The following is a 17,145-nucleotide window of genomic DNA, read 5'->3' as shown; positions in this document are numbered from 1 at the left end:
GTCCGGATTAAGTGTTTTCAGATGAAATAGTTTCGGATGAAACAGTTTCATTGTTATGCAGAGGAATATTCGGTATGTGTATGGACATCGTCGTATATTCCCCTTCTTTGCTTTCTATGGTAATGCCGTATTCTGTACCGAATTGATATTGTAAGCGTTTATGTACATTGCTGACACCAATCTCCCGGAAAAAGTCCGCGGAACTGTCGTCGTTGGAGAGGAGCACCTGCGCAGCCTTTTGTGCTGTCATTCCCACACCGTCATCCGTGACATCAATCCGGATATTTTCCGTGCTGTCCGGTGTCTCATATCCTACATGGATCTGAATATGCCCGGCACAGCCTTTCGGCTCGATACCGTGGAAAATCGCGTTTTCCACCAGTGGCTGTAACGTGAATTTAATGATCTCGCTATTGTACAGAGACTCATCGTCCACCTGAATATTCATAGTGATGGTGCCGCCGTAGCGGTAGCTCTGGATCGTGAAATAATTCTCCAGCAGAGACAATTCCTCTCTGATATCGATCAACAGGCTCGTGCCTTTGGAAATACTTTTCAACAGTCGGGACAGAGAGGTGGTCATCTCGGAGATACCGGTTGCTCCCTGTATGGTCGCCATCCATTTGATAGAGTTCAGTGTATTATACAGGAAATGAGGATTGATCTGGCTTTGCAGCATCTTGTATTCCAGATCCTGTTTCTGTTTCTCATCTTCCAGTCGTTTCTCCATAAGTTCCGATACATTTTCCGACAGATCATTGATTCCCCGTCCGATATCCCCCAGTTCGTGATCCCATTCCACAGAAGGGTCTCTGGAGAAGTCTCCGCCGGCGATGCGTACCATCCGTGTCTGCAGCTTAGAGACAGGAACCGTGATCATACGATTCATCAATATCATCAGAAGAATGCCGATGGACAGAATACCAATCAGGATACAGGCAAGGATTCCCATGAACAAAACCGCCTGATTGGTCCGCTCCGCATATGAAATACTCTGACTTAAGTAGCAGTCCGGCATATTTAACGGAGTGGTGACCAGAATCTGTTCTCCCATGGTAGCACTGTGGATTTTGGAAATCTGTGTAGTGCCCGTGAGAGAATATGTGCTCAGGTCATCCAAAATACTATATTCCGGTATAAATTCCTGTAATCCTCCGTTTTCAAACAGATAGGTATGACCGGCAATCGTCAGATAGAGGAAGCTGTCTTCCGGGCAGCTGTAATCCTTCAAAGGCATGGTGAAAAGATCAGAGGATATTTCGATAAAAAGGTATCCGGCCTGTCTGTTATTGTATTGGTAGGTAATGGGACGGATCACAGGCAATACTTTACGTCCCGCACGGTGAAATGGATCGGATACAATTCCGGGAGAAAAATCATAATCATCGGCAGTCAGTAATTTTTCATAATAAGGAAGCTCCGAAATCAGTGATGCCAGATCTGCGGTAGAGGAATACGTTGCAGTGACTACCTGCAGATAATGCTCCTGCGAGACAATAGCAATTCTGGGCATATAATTATAGGAAGAATTCCGGCTGCATTCCTCATAAAAGGAATCATAAGTAGATACGGACAGGACAGAGCCGGGATTGGGGTTATGTTCAATATAATTGGCAATATTGGAATCTGTCTGGCAATATCTGACCAACCGGTAGACTTCATCAATACTGTTGTCCATAGACTCCGACAACAGGCGCAGGCTGGTCTCCGTGGACTGGATCAGGGTGTTCTGCAGATAGTGCCGGAATATGTAATAACTGAACAGGCTGATCAACAGACACATTCCCAAAATGGCGCTCAGAGTGAAGAGCAATATGCGATTTCGTATGCTTTTTGAGTGATAAACAGTCTTTTTCATGCTTTCAGTATAACATAACGAAAGAAAAACGGTAGTTGAAAAAACAAGATGCTAAAAAAAGTGCATATTAAAATAAAATATTACATCTTCCGAAAGCACTTTTAGAAAAAAGATAAAAAAATTATAAAAGAATGTGAATTATATTATAAATTTTTCCATGTTACGGAAAGATCTTTTTCGTTATACTTTAGTTACAGTCAAGGAACCGGTAACAACGGATCCGTAACAGACGTAACATAGTATCAAATTAACAGGAGGGTTTACATGAAAAAGAAAGTATTAAGTTTAGTACTGACAGCAGCAATGATGACTACCATGCTTGCAGGCTGCGGCAGCTCCGACAACGGCAGCCAGACAGCTTCCACAGGGGAAGCGCCCGCAGCGAGCACAGAGGCAGCAGCTTCCACCGAAGCAGCACCTGCAGAAGAAGTTACCTTAAAGTGGGCTATCTGGGATCAGGAGACCACACAGTACTGGGGTGACATTAAGGACGCGTATGAAGCATCTCATCCCGGTGTAACCATTGAGATGGTAGACCTTGGTTCTACCGATTACATGACCGTTCTGGCAACGGAGCTTTCCGGTAGCGGATCCGATTTCGATGTAGTAACCGTCAAGGATGTACCCGGATATGCAACTCTGGTACAGAAGGGATCTATCCTTTCCCTGGATGATTACATCTCCAAAGATGGCGTGGATTTAAGCAAATACGCAGGTGTTACCGATCAGGTAACTGTAGACGGAAGCCTGTATGAGCTGCCCTTCAGAAATGACTTCTGGGTATTGTTCTATAACAAGGATCTGTTTGATGCCAAGGGTGTTGCTTATCCTACCAACGATATGACTTTTGATGAGTACGATGCTCTGGCAAGAGAAATGACCGATACTACCTTTGGTTCTCAGGTATACGGTGCTCATTACCACACCTGGAGAAGTGCGGTACAGCTCTTCGGTGTACTGGATGGAAAACATACCATCTTAGACGGTAACTATGATTTCTTCAAACCTTACTATGAGATGGTTCTGAATCAGGAAGCTGACGGCGTATGCAGAAAGTACACAGATCTGAAGACCGAAGGCTTACATTATTCCGCAGCATTCTCCGGTGGAGACGTAGCAATGATGAACATGGGTTCCTGGTTCATCGCAACCATGATGTCCAACTTGAAGTCCGGCGAATATGATTCCAGCCTGTGCGGTAACTGGGGTATCGTTAAGTATCCCCATGCAGAAGGCGTAGAGCCCGGTTCTACTCTGGGTACCATCACCGGTCTGGCTGTAACCACTGCAAGTGATACTCCCGATGCGTCCTGGGATTTCGTTAAATGGGTCAGCGGTGAAGAAGGCGCAGCAGTTATGGCTTCCAGCGGTAACTTCCCTGCAATGATGACTGACGAAGTAGTAGACATGATCTCCGGTCTGGAAGGATTCCCCACCGATGAAGCCAGCAAGGAGGCTCTGACCGTATCCAACCTGTACCTGGAAGTTCCCTACGCTCCCAATGTATCTGAGATCAACTCCGCTCTGGATTCCTATCATGGAAGTATCATGACCGGTGAGATGAGCATTGATGATGGTATTGCAGCAATGAATAAAGCGGTAGCTGACCTTCAGGCTCAGTAATGAAGATCTTCTCTATAAAAGTATTGAATGTTTGTTGAATGTTGAATAAGACTTAAGGGGTCGTACCTACGGCCCCTTTCTTATCAGAAAAAGACGCAAAAGATGACACAAAAAGCGTTTGAAAGGAGAATTGTTATGCGGAAATTAAGCCGTCAAACCAAAAGAGATCTGGTGGCCTACTCCTTTATTGCACCTAACTTTATCGGTTTCTGCGTATTTACCTTGATCCCCATTATTTTTGCCTTTGCCCTTGCTTTCATGAAGTGGGACGGGAGTAACCCGATCCAGTGGGCAGGCATCAGTAATTTTACAAGACTGTGGAAAGATACTTTCTTTATCGCAGCATTTAAAAACACCATTATTTATTGTATCGGTACCGTGCCTCTGACCATGATCGCATCTCTGGCACTGGCCATCGTGTTAAATCAGAAAGTAATAGGAAGAGGTATTTTCAGAACCCTTTCCTTTTTCCCATATGTAGCTTCTCTGGTAGCAATCACCGCAGTATGGAAAATGCTGTTCCACCCCTCGAAAGGACCTGTGAACAACATTCTGCTGAATGTTTTCAATGTACCGCAGGGCCAGCTTCCCCAGTGGTTCACCGGCGGACTGGTACTGTTCTCCATGATTCTGTTCAGTGTATGGAAATATATGGGTTATTATATGGTAATCTACCTGGCAGGCTTACAGGGAATCTCCTCTGAACTGTATGAGGCAGCCAGCCTGGACGGTGCAAATACCTGGCAGAAATTCCGTTATGTGACCTGGCCGCAGTTGTCCTCCACGACTTTCTTCGTAGTCGTCATGCTGACCATCAACTGCTTTAAGGTATACGACATTGCTATCATGCTGGCAGGTGGCGGAAGCGGCGAGCTGACCACATCCGCAACCGTTCTTGTATACTACATCTATCAGAAAGCATTTATTGACTGGGATCTGGGCTACTCCAGCTCTGTAGCAATGGTACTGTTCCTAATGGTACTGTTCGTAACGATCATCCAGTTCCGCGGTCAGGCAAAGAGGGAGAAAGCATAATGGCAATCTTAGCTTTGAAGGTTCTCGATAAGGACAGCAACACCATCTGCGTCAGCAGCGGTGAGGATTTTGTGGATCTGGTCTGCACCCATACCTATGAAGAGGGTGACCGGATCGTGCTGGAGACCGATGAGAAAAATATACATGTACATTTACAGGTGGATGATGCTCTTGGGGATGCTTTCGTATACATAACCGACAATGTATCCTATTATGTTCCCTTCGGGGAGAAAAGGATCAGCATGTCCCCTAAGGTATTTTCCGGAAATAAACATTATCTCTATGCGGAAGTCGCAAGAGAAGATGAGATCACAGTCTATAGAAACCTGGCACTGAATCCTGCGGATCAGCATATGGATGTTCCCTGTTATCCTCATGCGACAGCCAATGTGGAGACCAGAGGCGAGAGTGTATTCGCAGCGAAAAACGCCATTGACGGTGTCCGGGCGAACCGCTCCCACGGAGAATGGCCCTACGAATCCTGGGGAATCAACATGCAGGATGATGCAGCTATGAAGCTGGACTTCGGCAGACCGGTACTGGCAGACAGGATCGTGTTGTACACCAGATCCGATTTCCCGCATGACAACTGGTGGCAGCAGGTAACAATCCGGTTTTCCGATGGCAGTGAACAGGAATTTCCCTTAGAGAAGAGCAGCAGGGCACATGTACTGCCAATCCCCGAGAAGGAGATCACCTGGCTGGAGCTTTGCAACCTGATCAAAGCAGAAGATCCATCCCCCTTCCCGGCACTGAGTCAGATTGAAGTGTACGGCAGGGTAAAACGTTAGGAGGCGCACAGATTATGAAATCAGCACATAAAAAAGCCGTTTTTGGCAAAGTGATCGTATATGCGATTCTAATTCTGATCGCAGTGGTCATGATCATTCCTTTCCTGTGGATGCTTTCCGCATCCATCAAGAGTGACAGAGAAGTATTTCAGATGAATCCTTTTGTATGGATCCCTGCGAACCCCAGGTGGGACAATTACGTGAAGATCTGGACGAAGATTCCCTTTGGCAGATTCGTGGGAAATACGGTATACTTGACATTGATCGTTACTTTCTTACAGTTACTGACCAGTAGTTTTGCAGCATACTCTTTTGCAAAACTGGACTTCCGTCATAAGAACGGACTGTTCCTGGCATACATCGCAACCATCGCAATGCCCTGGCAGGTATATATGGTACCTCAGTTTATCATGATGAGAAGAATGGGATTGAACGATAAGCTGCTGGCTATGATCTGCCTGCAGGCATTCTCCGCTTTCGGTGTATTCATGATGAAGCAGTTCTATGAAGGCATTCCCGATGATCTGTGTGAAGCCGCCAGAATCGATGGCATGAGCGAGTATAGAATCTATGCCAGCATTATGCTGCCGCTGTCGAAGCCGGCACTGTCCACACTGACGATTTTCACCTTCGTGGCGACATGGAACGACTATCTGGGACCTCTGATCTACTTAAAGAGTCAGGAGAAGAAGACCATTCAGCTGGGATTAAAAATGTTCATCAGCCAGTACTCTTCCGATTACGGTCTGATCATGGCAGGATCGGTATTGTCACTGATCCCGGTACTGATCGTATTCCTGGTATTGCAGAAATACTTTGTAGAGGGTGTTGCCTCTACGGGACTGAAGGGTTAGTGTTACGCTCAGGCGCAGGCAATATTCCATCCAGACACGCTTTTGCGCACTGGCTTTTGACATGGAAGAGACCTGCACCTGGGCTGTTTTTATATGAAAATAGTAACTGTTCAGAGTAAAAAGCAAGCATCGAAGATGCGGTTTTGCAAATGGAGTTCTGAATAGTTACTGAAAATAAATGTCAGAACGATAAAAAATCAGGAGGACAATAGAAAATGATTACGTTTGACGAGAAAAAATATTCTCAGATAACAGAAAAAGAGATCAAAGATGCGCTGCAGTTTTCCACGGAGCAGGTGATCCGGGGTCTGCCGGAGTTTACAGAGCAGTTCCAGAAAGCTTACAGTGAGAACGGTTTTTATCAGCCGATTCCGAACAACTACTGGACCTGTGGGTTCTGGACCGGAGAGATCTGGCTGGCTTATGAATATTCTCAGGATGAAAGGCTGAAAAAAGCCGGGGAAGTTCAGGTAAAGAGCTTTTTGGATCGTATAGACAAGAAAATCGAAGTGGATCATCACGATATGGGATTTCTGTATTCCCCTTCCTGCGTGGCAGCTTATAAGCTGACCGGCAGCAAAGAGGGCAGAGAAGCAGCCATCAAGGCAGCAGACCAGCTCATCACCAGATATCATCCGGTAGGGGAGTTTATTCAGGCATGGGGACCCATGGATGCACCGGAGAATTACCGCCTGATCATTGACTGTTTACTGAATCTGCCTCTGTTGTACTGGGCATCCGATGAGACCGGAGATCCGAAATACCGTGACATTGCGGAGAAACATATTCATACCGCTGTTGCCAATGTGATCCGTGAGGATTATTCTACCTGGCATACCTTCTTTTTTGATATGAAGACGGGAGCACCGGATCATGGTGCCACCTGTCAGGGATACCGTGACGGTTCCGCCTGGGCGAGAGGCCAGGCATGGGGCGTCTACGGTATGGCATTGGCTTACCGTTATACCGGAAGAAAAGAATATATTGATCTGTTTCGGCATGTAACAGAGTATTTTCTGGCACATCTGCCCAAGGATCTGGTACCGTACTGGGATTTGGAATTCACTGATGGAGATGACCAACCGAGAGATTCTTCTTCCGCTTCCATCGCGGCTTGTGGTATGCTGGAAATGGCGAAATATCTGGAGCCGGAAGAAGCAGAGCATTACATTACACTGGCAAAACAGATCATGCGGTCTGTCTATGTGGGCTATGCCGTAAAGGATCCGAAGGAATCCAATGGACTGGTGCTGCACAGCACTTACTCAAATCATTCTCCTTACAATACCTGTAATCATTACGGCGTGGATGAGTGCAATTCCTGGGGAGACTACTTCTACATGGAGGCACTGACCCGGTTGCTGAAAGACTGGAGAGAATATTGGTAGTATTTTAAATTGGAATATCGGTGAAAGCTCAGACAAAAATGCCATGCCGAAGATGTTTGTCGTAGAGTGTGAGATTTCCTTGAAAAGTGGTCTGGCAACAGGGCGAAAGCGAACACGATGTTCGCGTCAGCCGATCGTCGACATGGATGTCGACTGTAGGCGGGCCCGTCATGATGAGAAAAAGTGAGCCACTTTTCTTTAGAAAATCCACACTCGGAGACCTTACATCAAGGCATGTGTATTTTGACTGAGCTTTTGTAGAATGGAGAATTTGGAGGGACTAACTGCATGAACTTACATAGCAAAAAAGATTTTCAGGACTGTATGTTATCGATATTAAATCCGTTAAAACCTTATTACAGTGAAGAAAAGGCGAGACTGACCCTGGGCGTTACCATGGCACATTATGACATCGGTGCCACATGGATGGAGGCATTTTCCCGCCCCTTATGGGGACTGGTGCCTTTCTGGGCAGGCGGCGGAAAAGAGCCGGAATTCGAAGAGATCTATCGCAAGGGCCTGACGGCCGGAACCGATGAGAAGAACCCGGAATACTGGGGAGAGTGCACCTCTTTTGACCAGAGATTCGTGGAAATGGCGGCCATTTCCTACGGCATCATGTTCGCACCTCAGGTGGTATGGGATCCTCTCACAGAAGAGCAGAAAGAGAATCTCTGCAACTACTTAAACAAGATCAATGAGCATCCTCTGCCGGTGTGCAACTGGATCCTGTTCGCCGTACTGGTGAACATTGCAATGAAAAAGGTGGGACACCGGTATAGCCCCGAGATGCTGGAAGAATATCTGGAAGGGCTGGAGACCTTCTATCTGGGTGAAGGCTGGTATCAGGACGGAGATTCCGGTCAGAAGGATTACTATATTTCCTTTGCCATTCATTTTTACAGCCTGATCTACGCCGTGATTATGGAGAAAGATGACCCGGAGCGGGCAAAAAAATACAAGGCGAGAGCCATGAAATTCGCAAAGCAGTTCATTTACTGGTTCGATGAAGAGGGCGAGGCCATTCCTTTCGGCAGATCCCTGACCTATCGTTTCTCTCAGGTAAGCTTTTTCAGTGTCTGCCTGCTGGCAGGACTGGAGCCGTTCCCGCTTCCCGTGATGAAAGGTCTGATCGCAAGGCATCTGCGCACCTGGCTGAAGCGTCCGATCTTCGACAGAGATCATGTGCTGACCATCGGCTATGGATATCCGAATCTGACCATGGCGGAGCGGTACAATGCCCCCGGATCTCCTTACTGGGGCATGAAGGTGTTTGCCTTTTTGTTGCTTCCCGATGATCATCCCTTCTGGAGTGTGGAAGAGGCACCATTGCCGAAGCTGGCACCGGCCTGTCCCCAGAAGTATGCCGATCTGTTTGTCTACCATTACGGCAATCACACCACAGCATTTGCACCAGGCGTCTACAGCCCTAACGGACACGGCCAGATCGTGGCAAAATATGGAAAGTTTGCTTATGATACCCGGTTCAGTATCAGCGTGGCAAAGTCCTGCTACGAGCTGCATGAGAATGCCCCGGACAATATGCTGGCGTTCTGGATCGATGGTTATGTCTATGTGCGCCGGATCTGCGAGGAGTCAAAGATCACGGAGAACGGAGTATGGTCGAAGTGGAGTCCCTATCCCGGCATTACGGTAGAGACCACGATCACCCCGGATGCAGGCGGACATACCAGAGTGCACAAAATCACCAGTGAGATCGAGTGCGTAGCATATGACTGTGGATTCGCCGTCAGCAGAGGGGATTTTGAAGAAGTCGGCTTTGTGGAAAAGGTGGATGGCGTATCCGCCCAGGCAAGTAATGAATTCTGCAGCTGTACCGTCAGCGCGATACTTGACGATAATACCCGGACCAACGAAGTGGCGGAAAAGCCGCCCGTGGGCTACATGATCACCGCAGATCCCAATACCAACCTGTTGTACACCAAGACCAAGATCCCGGCAGTGAAATACCATATCTGCAAAGGGGAACAGGAAATCGTGACCAGAGTGGATGCAGAAGTAATCTGAATATATAGAAATTGCAGTGGAGTTTTGCTATTTGCAGGCTCCATTGTTTTTATATGAAATAAAAGTATTATGTATACTGTAAATTGTTGAAACATAAATATTAAAAAAGTATATAGTTGCATAATTTTTTACATTATATGTAAACACTTACAAAAATAATCATAAAAATCATAGAGAAAAAAGGAAGTAAAAAGTAATTTATTGCATTTTGTACAATCTGTCTTATTTTTTATAATAAAGATGTATTGTTGTAAATAATTATGGGAGGATTGTATGAAGCAAAAAACATGTAAAGTAGCGAAAACAGTATTGACTCTGTTGCTTTGTGCAGGTCTGACGGCAGGTTCGGTGCCGATAGATGCATTGGCAGCGGATGTACAGTCAGAACAGCCTGTTGGGGGCACAGAGACTGATACAGAAGCCGGAACAGAAGGCAATACGCAATCCACAGGTTCTGTATCTGATGGAAACGTAGTTATAAAGGAGAGAGAAGAAACAGGAACGGAGTGTGGTGCCCCACAGGCGGATTCCGTATCAGAAGGAGACGGAATCGCATTAATAAGCCTGGAAGCTTCCAATACACATATTGCAACTTATACAGGAAAAATTCCGGAAGGAATCACATGGGCTGCAGATGTGACGGTAGATACTTTCAGCGAGTCGTACAGCGCGGTTACGGCAAAGGCGGCGGATGGAACCAGCTATACGGTTGAGGTTGTACCGGAAGGAATTGTATATTTTATCGATAATGTAACAAAAGACTTTTCGGAAACTACAACAGAGCCTTATGAAGCAGTAAAGACATTGGCAGGTGACCAGCTGATAAATAAAGTCTATGACCAGCAAAAGACGGCGGATACTGCATGGGGTCTGGTAGATACGGATGCGAAAACCAAAGGATATAACAATACGACTACAGATAAAACAGCCACCGGTATTTATGGAAATAATGCCATTGGAGAAACGTTGTCTTATGATCTGTATCTGGAGGCAGGCACCTATACTATTACTTCAGGACATAGAGAATGGTGGAGCAAGACCCGTCCTATGGATGTGCTGTTAAAAACAGACGCAGGAGAAACAACCATTGGAAGTGTATCTGTTAGCAACAGTGTAAAAACAGCACAATTTTCTTATACTTTTACGCTGGATACTGCCCAGACGGTTACTTATACCTTAAAGAGTACGGCAAAGCAAGCTCCTGTTTTAAGCTGGCTTGGAGTATCAAAATATATCACAAAGGAATCGGAATATTTTGGACAGGCTCTGGAAGACAATAATCAGCTCACTGTTCTTTCTGATGCTTCCTTAGAAGCAGACAGCGGCACAGGAAAGCAGCTTTCTGTGACAGGTGGCTGGACTAGCGGTGGTATCTCTACGGCAGGCGCAACCATAAAAAATGCACCTGATTTTTTCCAGAGAAAGCAGTTTACATATAATCTCAACTTAAAATACAATTACATACAAGAAGGAACGGGGAGCCGTGCTGCTGTTTTCCTTGGTAATTCCGATCCCACTGCTTTCCGTGTAATTCCGGCAAGGTCCCAGAATCAGTCTGTGCTGAGAGTGGGTACCAATGCAGGAGCAAAGGATTATCCTCTGACAACGGCTCTTACTGCAGGGGACTGGCATGCGCTTTCTATTGTGTATACCGAGGATGAACAGCAAGGCTATGTGGCATTATACTGTGACGGAGCAAAGGTACTGAATGCCACTGGAATAGGGTTTAGATTAAGTAATACTACCAATCTGGCTGCCGGAATCGGTGCAGCTTATGGAACCAGCTATTTGTGCAACGGTACTTATGACAATATTGTTGTCAAGGCAGCAGCTGCAACAGAGGAAGAAGCCATTACGGAAACACAGGCAAGACTGGATGCCATCAAAGGCGCTGTCCAGACAGACGGAAACATAGTGATATCAGGTGCAGATGTTGACAAGGCAACAGCTAATATCAATGGTCTGACTTATAAGGGCTTTGGTATGTTAAATGGTAACAGTACCAGTAACCTGCTGCTGGATTACAAGGCAGAGCATCCTGATCAATACTGGGACATGATGCAGTATCTTTTCGGTGGAGAATATCCTTTGTTTACCCATATCAAGATGGAAATGGGAAATGACGGAAATAATTCTACCGGAGCAGAAGCCTGTACCATGCGTTATGAGAACGAAGAAGCGGATGCTTCCCGCTCTCCGGGATTTGTCATGGCAGCTGATGCGAAGAAGATCAACCCGAATGTCAAGATCAGTATTTTGCGTTGGGAGATGCCGGCATGGGTTGCTTCCAAATGGAGCAGTGACCGTACCGGTGCAGGATATGAAGCAGTTTATAAATGGTACAAGGAGACCATTTTTGATGCCTATGAAAAATATGGTTATGTCGTAGATTTCGTAGATCCTGATAAGAACGAGACAACAGACCCTAATGAGGACTTTATCAAATGGTTTTCCAACCGGGTAAAAAAAGAAACAGATTTCCCGGACTATATGGATCAGGCAGCGATTGGCGCTTATCACAATATCAGAATTATTGCTTCTGACGAGAATAAGACCCTGCAAATCGTACCTTCCATGAGAAGCGACAATGATCTCTACAATGCAGTAGATATCATTGGTTTCCATTATCGTACCAGTGCCACGGAGGATTACATCAAAATGGCGGATGTGGACGACAAGGAGGTATGGTACAGCGAGGGTTGTGCAACCTTTGGTTATACAGAGTTACAGGAAAACAAGACGAGTGAATACGGTGGTGGAACGATCGGAGGATATCAGAGTCCGTTGGCTCTGGCAGACAGCTTTATCAATGCGTTTACCGGATCTCGCAGAACCCACTACATTTTCCAGCCGGCTATCGGTTCCTTCTATGAAGGCATCCAGTATGGCCATAAAGAGCTGTTAAGTGCCAGAGATCCCTGGAGCGGTTATATCCATTATGATCCGGCACTGTACATGATTGCACATTTCTCTCAGTTTGCAGTCACCGGATGGGAGGATACCGACCCTTCCCAGAATGAAATCTGGCGTGTTATCACCGGTGCAACCTCCGGATCCTTCGGCTCCAGTGACAATGAGCATCAGACAGCAGGGATGGATGGGAAAGCCAGCTATATGACACTGGTATCTCCGGATAAAAAAGACTTTTCTGTAATTTTTGTAAATAACACAAGAAATCAAAAAACCTTTAAGATTACTGCAAAGGATATGGCAGTAGCCTCCGATGCAACCTTAAAAATATGGACAACCACAACAGATAGCTATTTACAAAAGAGTGATACAGATGCAGAACAGCAGAACGGTTGCTGGTATGTAACAGTTCCGGCTTATGGGATGGTAACAGCAACTACACTGAATACGACACCTGCAAGAACACCGGAACAAGAAATCCATAACGAGGACAGAACGGTTTTGGATACTGACAGTACCGGACGCAATCAGAATACAACGGATAATGTACTTTATGCGGATGATTTCGAGTATACAGAAGAACCGGAAATGGAACAGTATAATGCCAAAACCGGGAAAACCACCAGTGTAGATTATCTGACAGCAAGAGGCAATGAGCCACGTTACATGTTGGATACGCATGGCGCTTACATTGTAGAGAACGGCAGATTAAAATCGGAACTGACGACCAGTGTGGGACAGTGGAACGGTGGAGAACCTTCAACGATCGTCGGCGATTTCCGCTGGATGGATTATGTGACAAAAATTGATGTCCAGATTCCGGAGACATCTGCATCGACCTATGCGAGACTGGGTATCCGTACCCAGACAGGCATGAACTGGAACCAGAGCGGCTATACGTTGGAGATTAACGGTGCCGGATCCTGGAAACTGTACCGCGTAGGCAGTGCTGTAGCAAATGGAACGGTAACAGCCACAACAGATGGCAAATATGAATTAAAGCTGGCAGCCCTTGGCGACATGATTACCGCGTTTATCAACGGAGAACAGGTCACAAGCTATCAGGACGCATCTCCGATGCTGTCCGGTCGCGTCAAGATCAGCAACAACTGGCATCAGGTATATTATGATAACCTTCTCATTGAGAAGATTGCAGGAGGATGTGCTTATGCGTTGTCTATGGTGGATGGACAGGATGATAGCGTAAGCTATGAGGGAAGTTGGACAATCGACAATCCCGGAAGCGGCAGTGCGGACAACTGGTATCGTACCTTGTCTGTATCAGGCGGAAGCGGTGCAACAGTGAGTTTCCCTATCCATGGTGCGGGATTTGCAATTATTGGACCTAACAACGCCGGGACGAAGCTGGATGTCTATGTAGATAACAACCTTGTAGCGGAGAATGTTTCGACCACAGCAGCTGCAAGTCGTTATGAGTCTTACAGCTATAGTGGTCTGGGCCTTGCAGATCATAATATCAAAGTAGTAGTAAAGAGTGGTACCCTGAAAATAGATGCACTGTATGCGTTGGGTGAGACAACCCAGATCGGTGATGATGTGCTTGTCAGCGTAGAAACAAAATTTCCTGCAGCTTATGCAGTTGAGCAGAATCAGACCCTCAAGAATTTGCCGGCTACGGTAGAAGTAAAAACAGGAAATGGAACTGTAGTGACAAAGCCTATCGTATGGAGCAATAATACGGCGGAACATTTCTCGGAAGCTTATGCGACGACCAGTGTCACCGGTGTGGTGCAGGACGGTGTCAACAGCTTCGGAGCAAGTCTCGGAGTGACGATTCCGGTAGAAGTGGTGCCGGAGAATACGGTATATTTTATTGATATGGTAAAGGGAACTCCGGATGCAGATGCAAAAACGGAAGCCTTTGCAGCAGTGAAGGAACTCAGAGGAAGTGCGCTGTTGAACCAGACTGCGGATCAGTTAAAGACCTCCGGCAATAGCTGGGGGCTGGTAGATACTGACGCGGGAACCAAGAGTTACACCGATACTACAGATAAGACAGCAACCGGTATTTACGGGAACAATAACAAATCAGGCGAAACTCTGACCTACGCGCTGACTTTAGATCCCGGTAAATACACCATTACCTCTGCACACAGAGAGTGGTGGGGAATGACCAGACCGATGAACCTGACAGTAACAGTGGATAATATTACACTGGATGCCGGAACGATTCAGGTAGACGGCAGCAATCCGAATGCTGTAAATACTTATTCTTTTGACGTAAGAACCAAACAGACCGTAACCTATACGATCACTGCAACCGGAACACAGGCTCCTGTCATCAGCTGGCTCGTTGTCAGCCGGACCGGAGATGCCGAGGAAATTCAGCCGAATGACAGTATTCCCGGTACATCAGGCAGTGTCATCCGTGATACGAACGGAAAGGCGATGCAGGCACACGGCGGTTCCGCAGCAGCCATGAAAGAAGGAACCGGAGAGGGATGCGTCAATATTGACCTCGATGGTGACGGACAGATCACAGAGGGTAAGACCGTATATCTGTGGTATGGAGAAGATAAGACCAACAACACCAGACCGGTAGATGGTGTAAAATGTTATGTTTCTACCGATCTTTACAACTGGACCGACAAGGGAACAGTACTGTATCTTCAGAGCAGCATCCTGCCGATTGAAGAATCCGCAGAGAAAGCAATCACTTCCTCCGCAGGAGCAAATGGAACAGGAACGACCCAGAGTTATCCTGCAATGCAGCTCAGTAATACCAATTTCGAGACTCTGAAGGCATGGGGAAAGCTGTCCGCAGCACCAGAGGGTGTCACCGAAGCGGAATTCCGTGATGTCAAGCTGTTCTTAAGAGCCTATGTCACAGAGTTTGAGAAAGAGCCAACGAGCGCTGAGGATATATCCTGGATTGCAAAGAGTTATGATGAGACAAAGGTAGAGGCAGGTAGCTTCCTGTACCCTGACAGCAAGACCAATGGAACCCAGACCGTATCCAGATTACAGCTTGCTTTCGAGGGAATGTATGGTAATTATTGCATTACTGAGCGACCTAAGATGGTCTATAATGAAAAGACAAAGAAATTTGTCATTATTTTCCATGCAGATGGACCTTTGTACAATAATGAAAAGCTGTACAACTGGGTGAAGAACGGTATGCAGGGCAACTGTGAAGCCAGCAGATACAGCCGCGCTATGGTTGGTTTTGCAACAAGTGATACACCATTCGGACCTTTCAAAGTGGTAAATATGACCCGTATGAATTATGATGAGAGCCTGAATGCACAGCGGTTGGGCGAAGCCAGAGACATGACTGTGTTTGTCGATGATGTGGATGCAAATGCAGACGGAGCAAAGGATGCTTATGTAATCTACTCCAGTGAGATGAATGCAAAGCTGTATGCATCTCTATTGAACAGTGATTATACCGGGCTCGCTGCCAAGGGTAATACAGCGGACAATCAACAGATGGCAGCCCGTCTGGTATCTGACAATAGCAGAGAAGCACCCGCTGTCATGAAATACGATGGTTGGTATTACATGATTACGAGCGGAACGGATGGCTGGAACAGCACCGCACATACCTACTATCGCAGTCAGAACATTCTAAGCGGCTGGGAAAAAGTAGGAAACCCGGCAAAGAATGATACCGGAAAATGTTTTGATACACAGGTGACATATATTATTCCGATTGATGCAGCTGCAGGAAAGTTCATTTATATGGGAGACCGTTGGAATGGCAACAAATTGTCCGACAGCCGTACTGTCTGGCTGCCCTTACAGGTAGATGCCACTTCCCATACTATTGCGATTCTGAATCGCACCAACTGGAAGACAGAAGAACTGGAAGATCTGATCCCGGTTGGCATACAGACTGCACTTCCCAAGATCACATGGACGGACGGCAGTAATTTGCCGGAGAAAGTCACGGTAAGCTATAAGGGACAGACTGTGGAGAGTAAGGTTGCCTGGGACAAGAGTTCTTATCAGGTCATCGGCAGAACCACTGTCACCGGTAAACTCATCGATTGCCGGAACGCGGAGATCTCAACAGAAATGCTGGTATGTCCGAAAAATGCAGTTTATTTTGCAAATGCATCGAAAGCACCGGTAAGTGCAGATTATACTTCCATCATGAAACAGCTCGGCAATACATTGTTACATACAGTGGATGTATATGATGGCGCCTACAGTACAGAAACAGGATTTGGATATGTAGGAGCAGAAGGAAAGTTGCGTAACAGCACAGATGACATTTATCAAAGTATGCGTTATGCAACAGACAAGACCCAGAGCATCAGTTATCGGTTTGATCTGGAAGCCGGAAAATATAATGTTTATGTGGGTATGTTTGACCCCTCCAGCTGGTGGGATGGAAAACGCTATGCGGATATCAGTCTGAATGATAAGGTAGTAACAGAGAAATACAATTACCAGAATAATGTAAACGATACTCTTACGTATGAAAATGTAGAGGTAGGCGAAGAAGGAACTCTGACGATAACTATTTCGCCGAATGCAGCTACATCCAGTGCCGTTCAAGTCAGCTTTATTGTAGTGGCAAAAGCGCAGAAGGATGCAGAAGTTACCCCGACTCCGGAGCCTACGGCAAGTCCAAAGCCTACGGCAGCACCTACGGCAAGTCCAAAGCCTACGGCAGCACCTACGGCAAGTCC

8 protein-coding genes are annotated in these 17,145 nt (G+C 46.4%); 7 read left to right on the top strand and 1 reads right to left on the bottom strand.

What is annotated here, in order from left to right; translation table 11 throughout:
- Positions 1-7: 7 nt before the first annotated feature.
- A complete protein-coding gene (locus DW835_RS11470; RefSeq protein ID WP_118731150.1) occupies positions 8-1,858 on the bottom strand; it encodes a sensor histidine kinase in 1,851 nt (616 codons plus the stop codon).
- A gap of 264 nt (positions 1,859-2,122) precedes the next feature.
- Between DW835_RS11470 and DW835_RS11465 the strand changes: the two genes are divergently transcribed.
- The 7 genes from DW835_RS11465 to DW835_RS11435 form a co-directional block, all read left to right on the top strand.
- Entirely contained in the window at positions 2,123-3,481 is a 1,359-nt protein-coding gene (locus DW835_RS11465) for a sugar ABC transporter substrate-binding protein (protein ID WP_118731149.1), read from the top strand.
- A gap of 135 nt (positions 3,482-3,616) precedes the next feature.
- Positions 3,617-4,516, top strand: coding sequence for a sugar ABC transporter permease (locus tag DW835_RS11460; protein ID WP_243037148.1), 900 nt, complete (start codon positions 3,617-3,619; stop codon positions 4,514-4,516).
- Positions 4,516-5,307 (top strand): hypothetical protein, encoded by a 792-nt coding sequence (locus DW835_RS11455; protein ID WP_022312009.1) that lies wholly within the window; start codon positions 4,516-4,518, stop codon positions 5,305-5,307. The genes DW835_RS11460 and DW835_RS11455 overlap by 1 nt, the downstream gene beginning before the upstream one ends.
- Before the next feature lie 14 nt (positions 5,308-5,321).
- A complete protein-coding gene (locus DW835_RS11450; protein WP_118504477.1) occupies positions 5,322-6,161 on the top strand; it encodes a carbohydrate ABC transporter permease in 840 nt (279 codons plus the stop codon).
- 215 nt (positions 6,162-6,376) lie between these two features.
- Complete coding sequence (locus DW835_RS11445; RefSeq protein ID WP_118731147.1) at positions 6,377-7,549, top strand: glycoside hydrolase family 88 protein; 1,173 nt, start codon at positions 6,377-6,379, stop codon at positions 7,547-7,549.
- Positions 7,550-7,837: 288 nt separating this feature from the next.
- Positions 7,838-9,577, top strand: a complete 1,740-nt coding sequence (locus DW835_RS11440; protein WP_118731146.1) for a DUF2264 domain-containing protein — start codon at positions 7,838-7,840, stop codon at positions 9,575-9,577.
- 273 nt (positions 9,578-9,850) lie between these two features.
- Positions 9,851-17,145 (top strand): hypothetical protein (locus DW835_RS11435; protein ID WP_207665428.1); only part of this gene is annotated, 7,295 nt, incomplete at its 3' end.

The organism is Clostridium sp. AM34-9AC (assembly GCF_003480225.1).
GTDB classification, from domain to species: Bacteria; Bacillota; Clostridia; order Lachnospirales; family Lachnospiraceae; genus Acetatifactor; species Acetatifactor acetigignens.
This window is presented reverse-complemented; position numbering and strand designations above follow the sequence as displayed.

Coding starts and splice junctions, on each gene's coding strand:
- DW835_RS11445 (WP_118731147.1), top strand. CDS start 6,377: ATGATTACGTTTGACGAGAAAAAATATTCTCAGATAACAGAAAAAGAG.
- DW835_RS11455 (WP_022312009.1), top strand. CDS start 4,516: ATGGCAATCTTAGCTTTGAAGGTTCTCGATAAGGACAGCAACACCATC.
- DW835_RS11465 (WP_118731149.1), top strand. CDS start 2,123: ATGAAAAAGAAAGTATTAAGTTTAGTACTGACAGCAGCAATGATGACT.
- DW835_RS11450 (WP_118504477.1), top strand. CDS start 5,322: ATGAAATCAGCACATAAAAAAGCCGTTTTTGGCAAAGTGATCGTATAT.
- DW835_RS11470 (WP_118731150.1), bottom strand. CDS start 1,858: ATGAAAAAGACTGTTTATCACTCAAAAAGCATACGAAATCGCATATTG.
- DW835_RS11440 (WP_118731146.1), top strand. CDS start 7,838: ATGAACTTACATAGCAAAAAAGATTTTCAGGACTGTATGTTATCGATA.
- DW835_RS11460 (WP_243037148.1), top strand. CDS start 3,617: ATGCGGAAATTAAGCCGTCAAACCAAAAGAGATCTGGTGGCCTACTCC.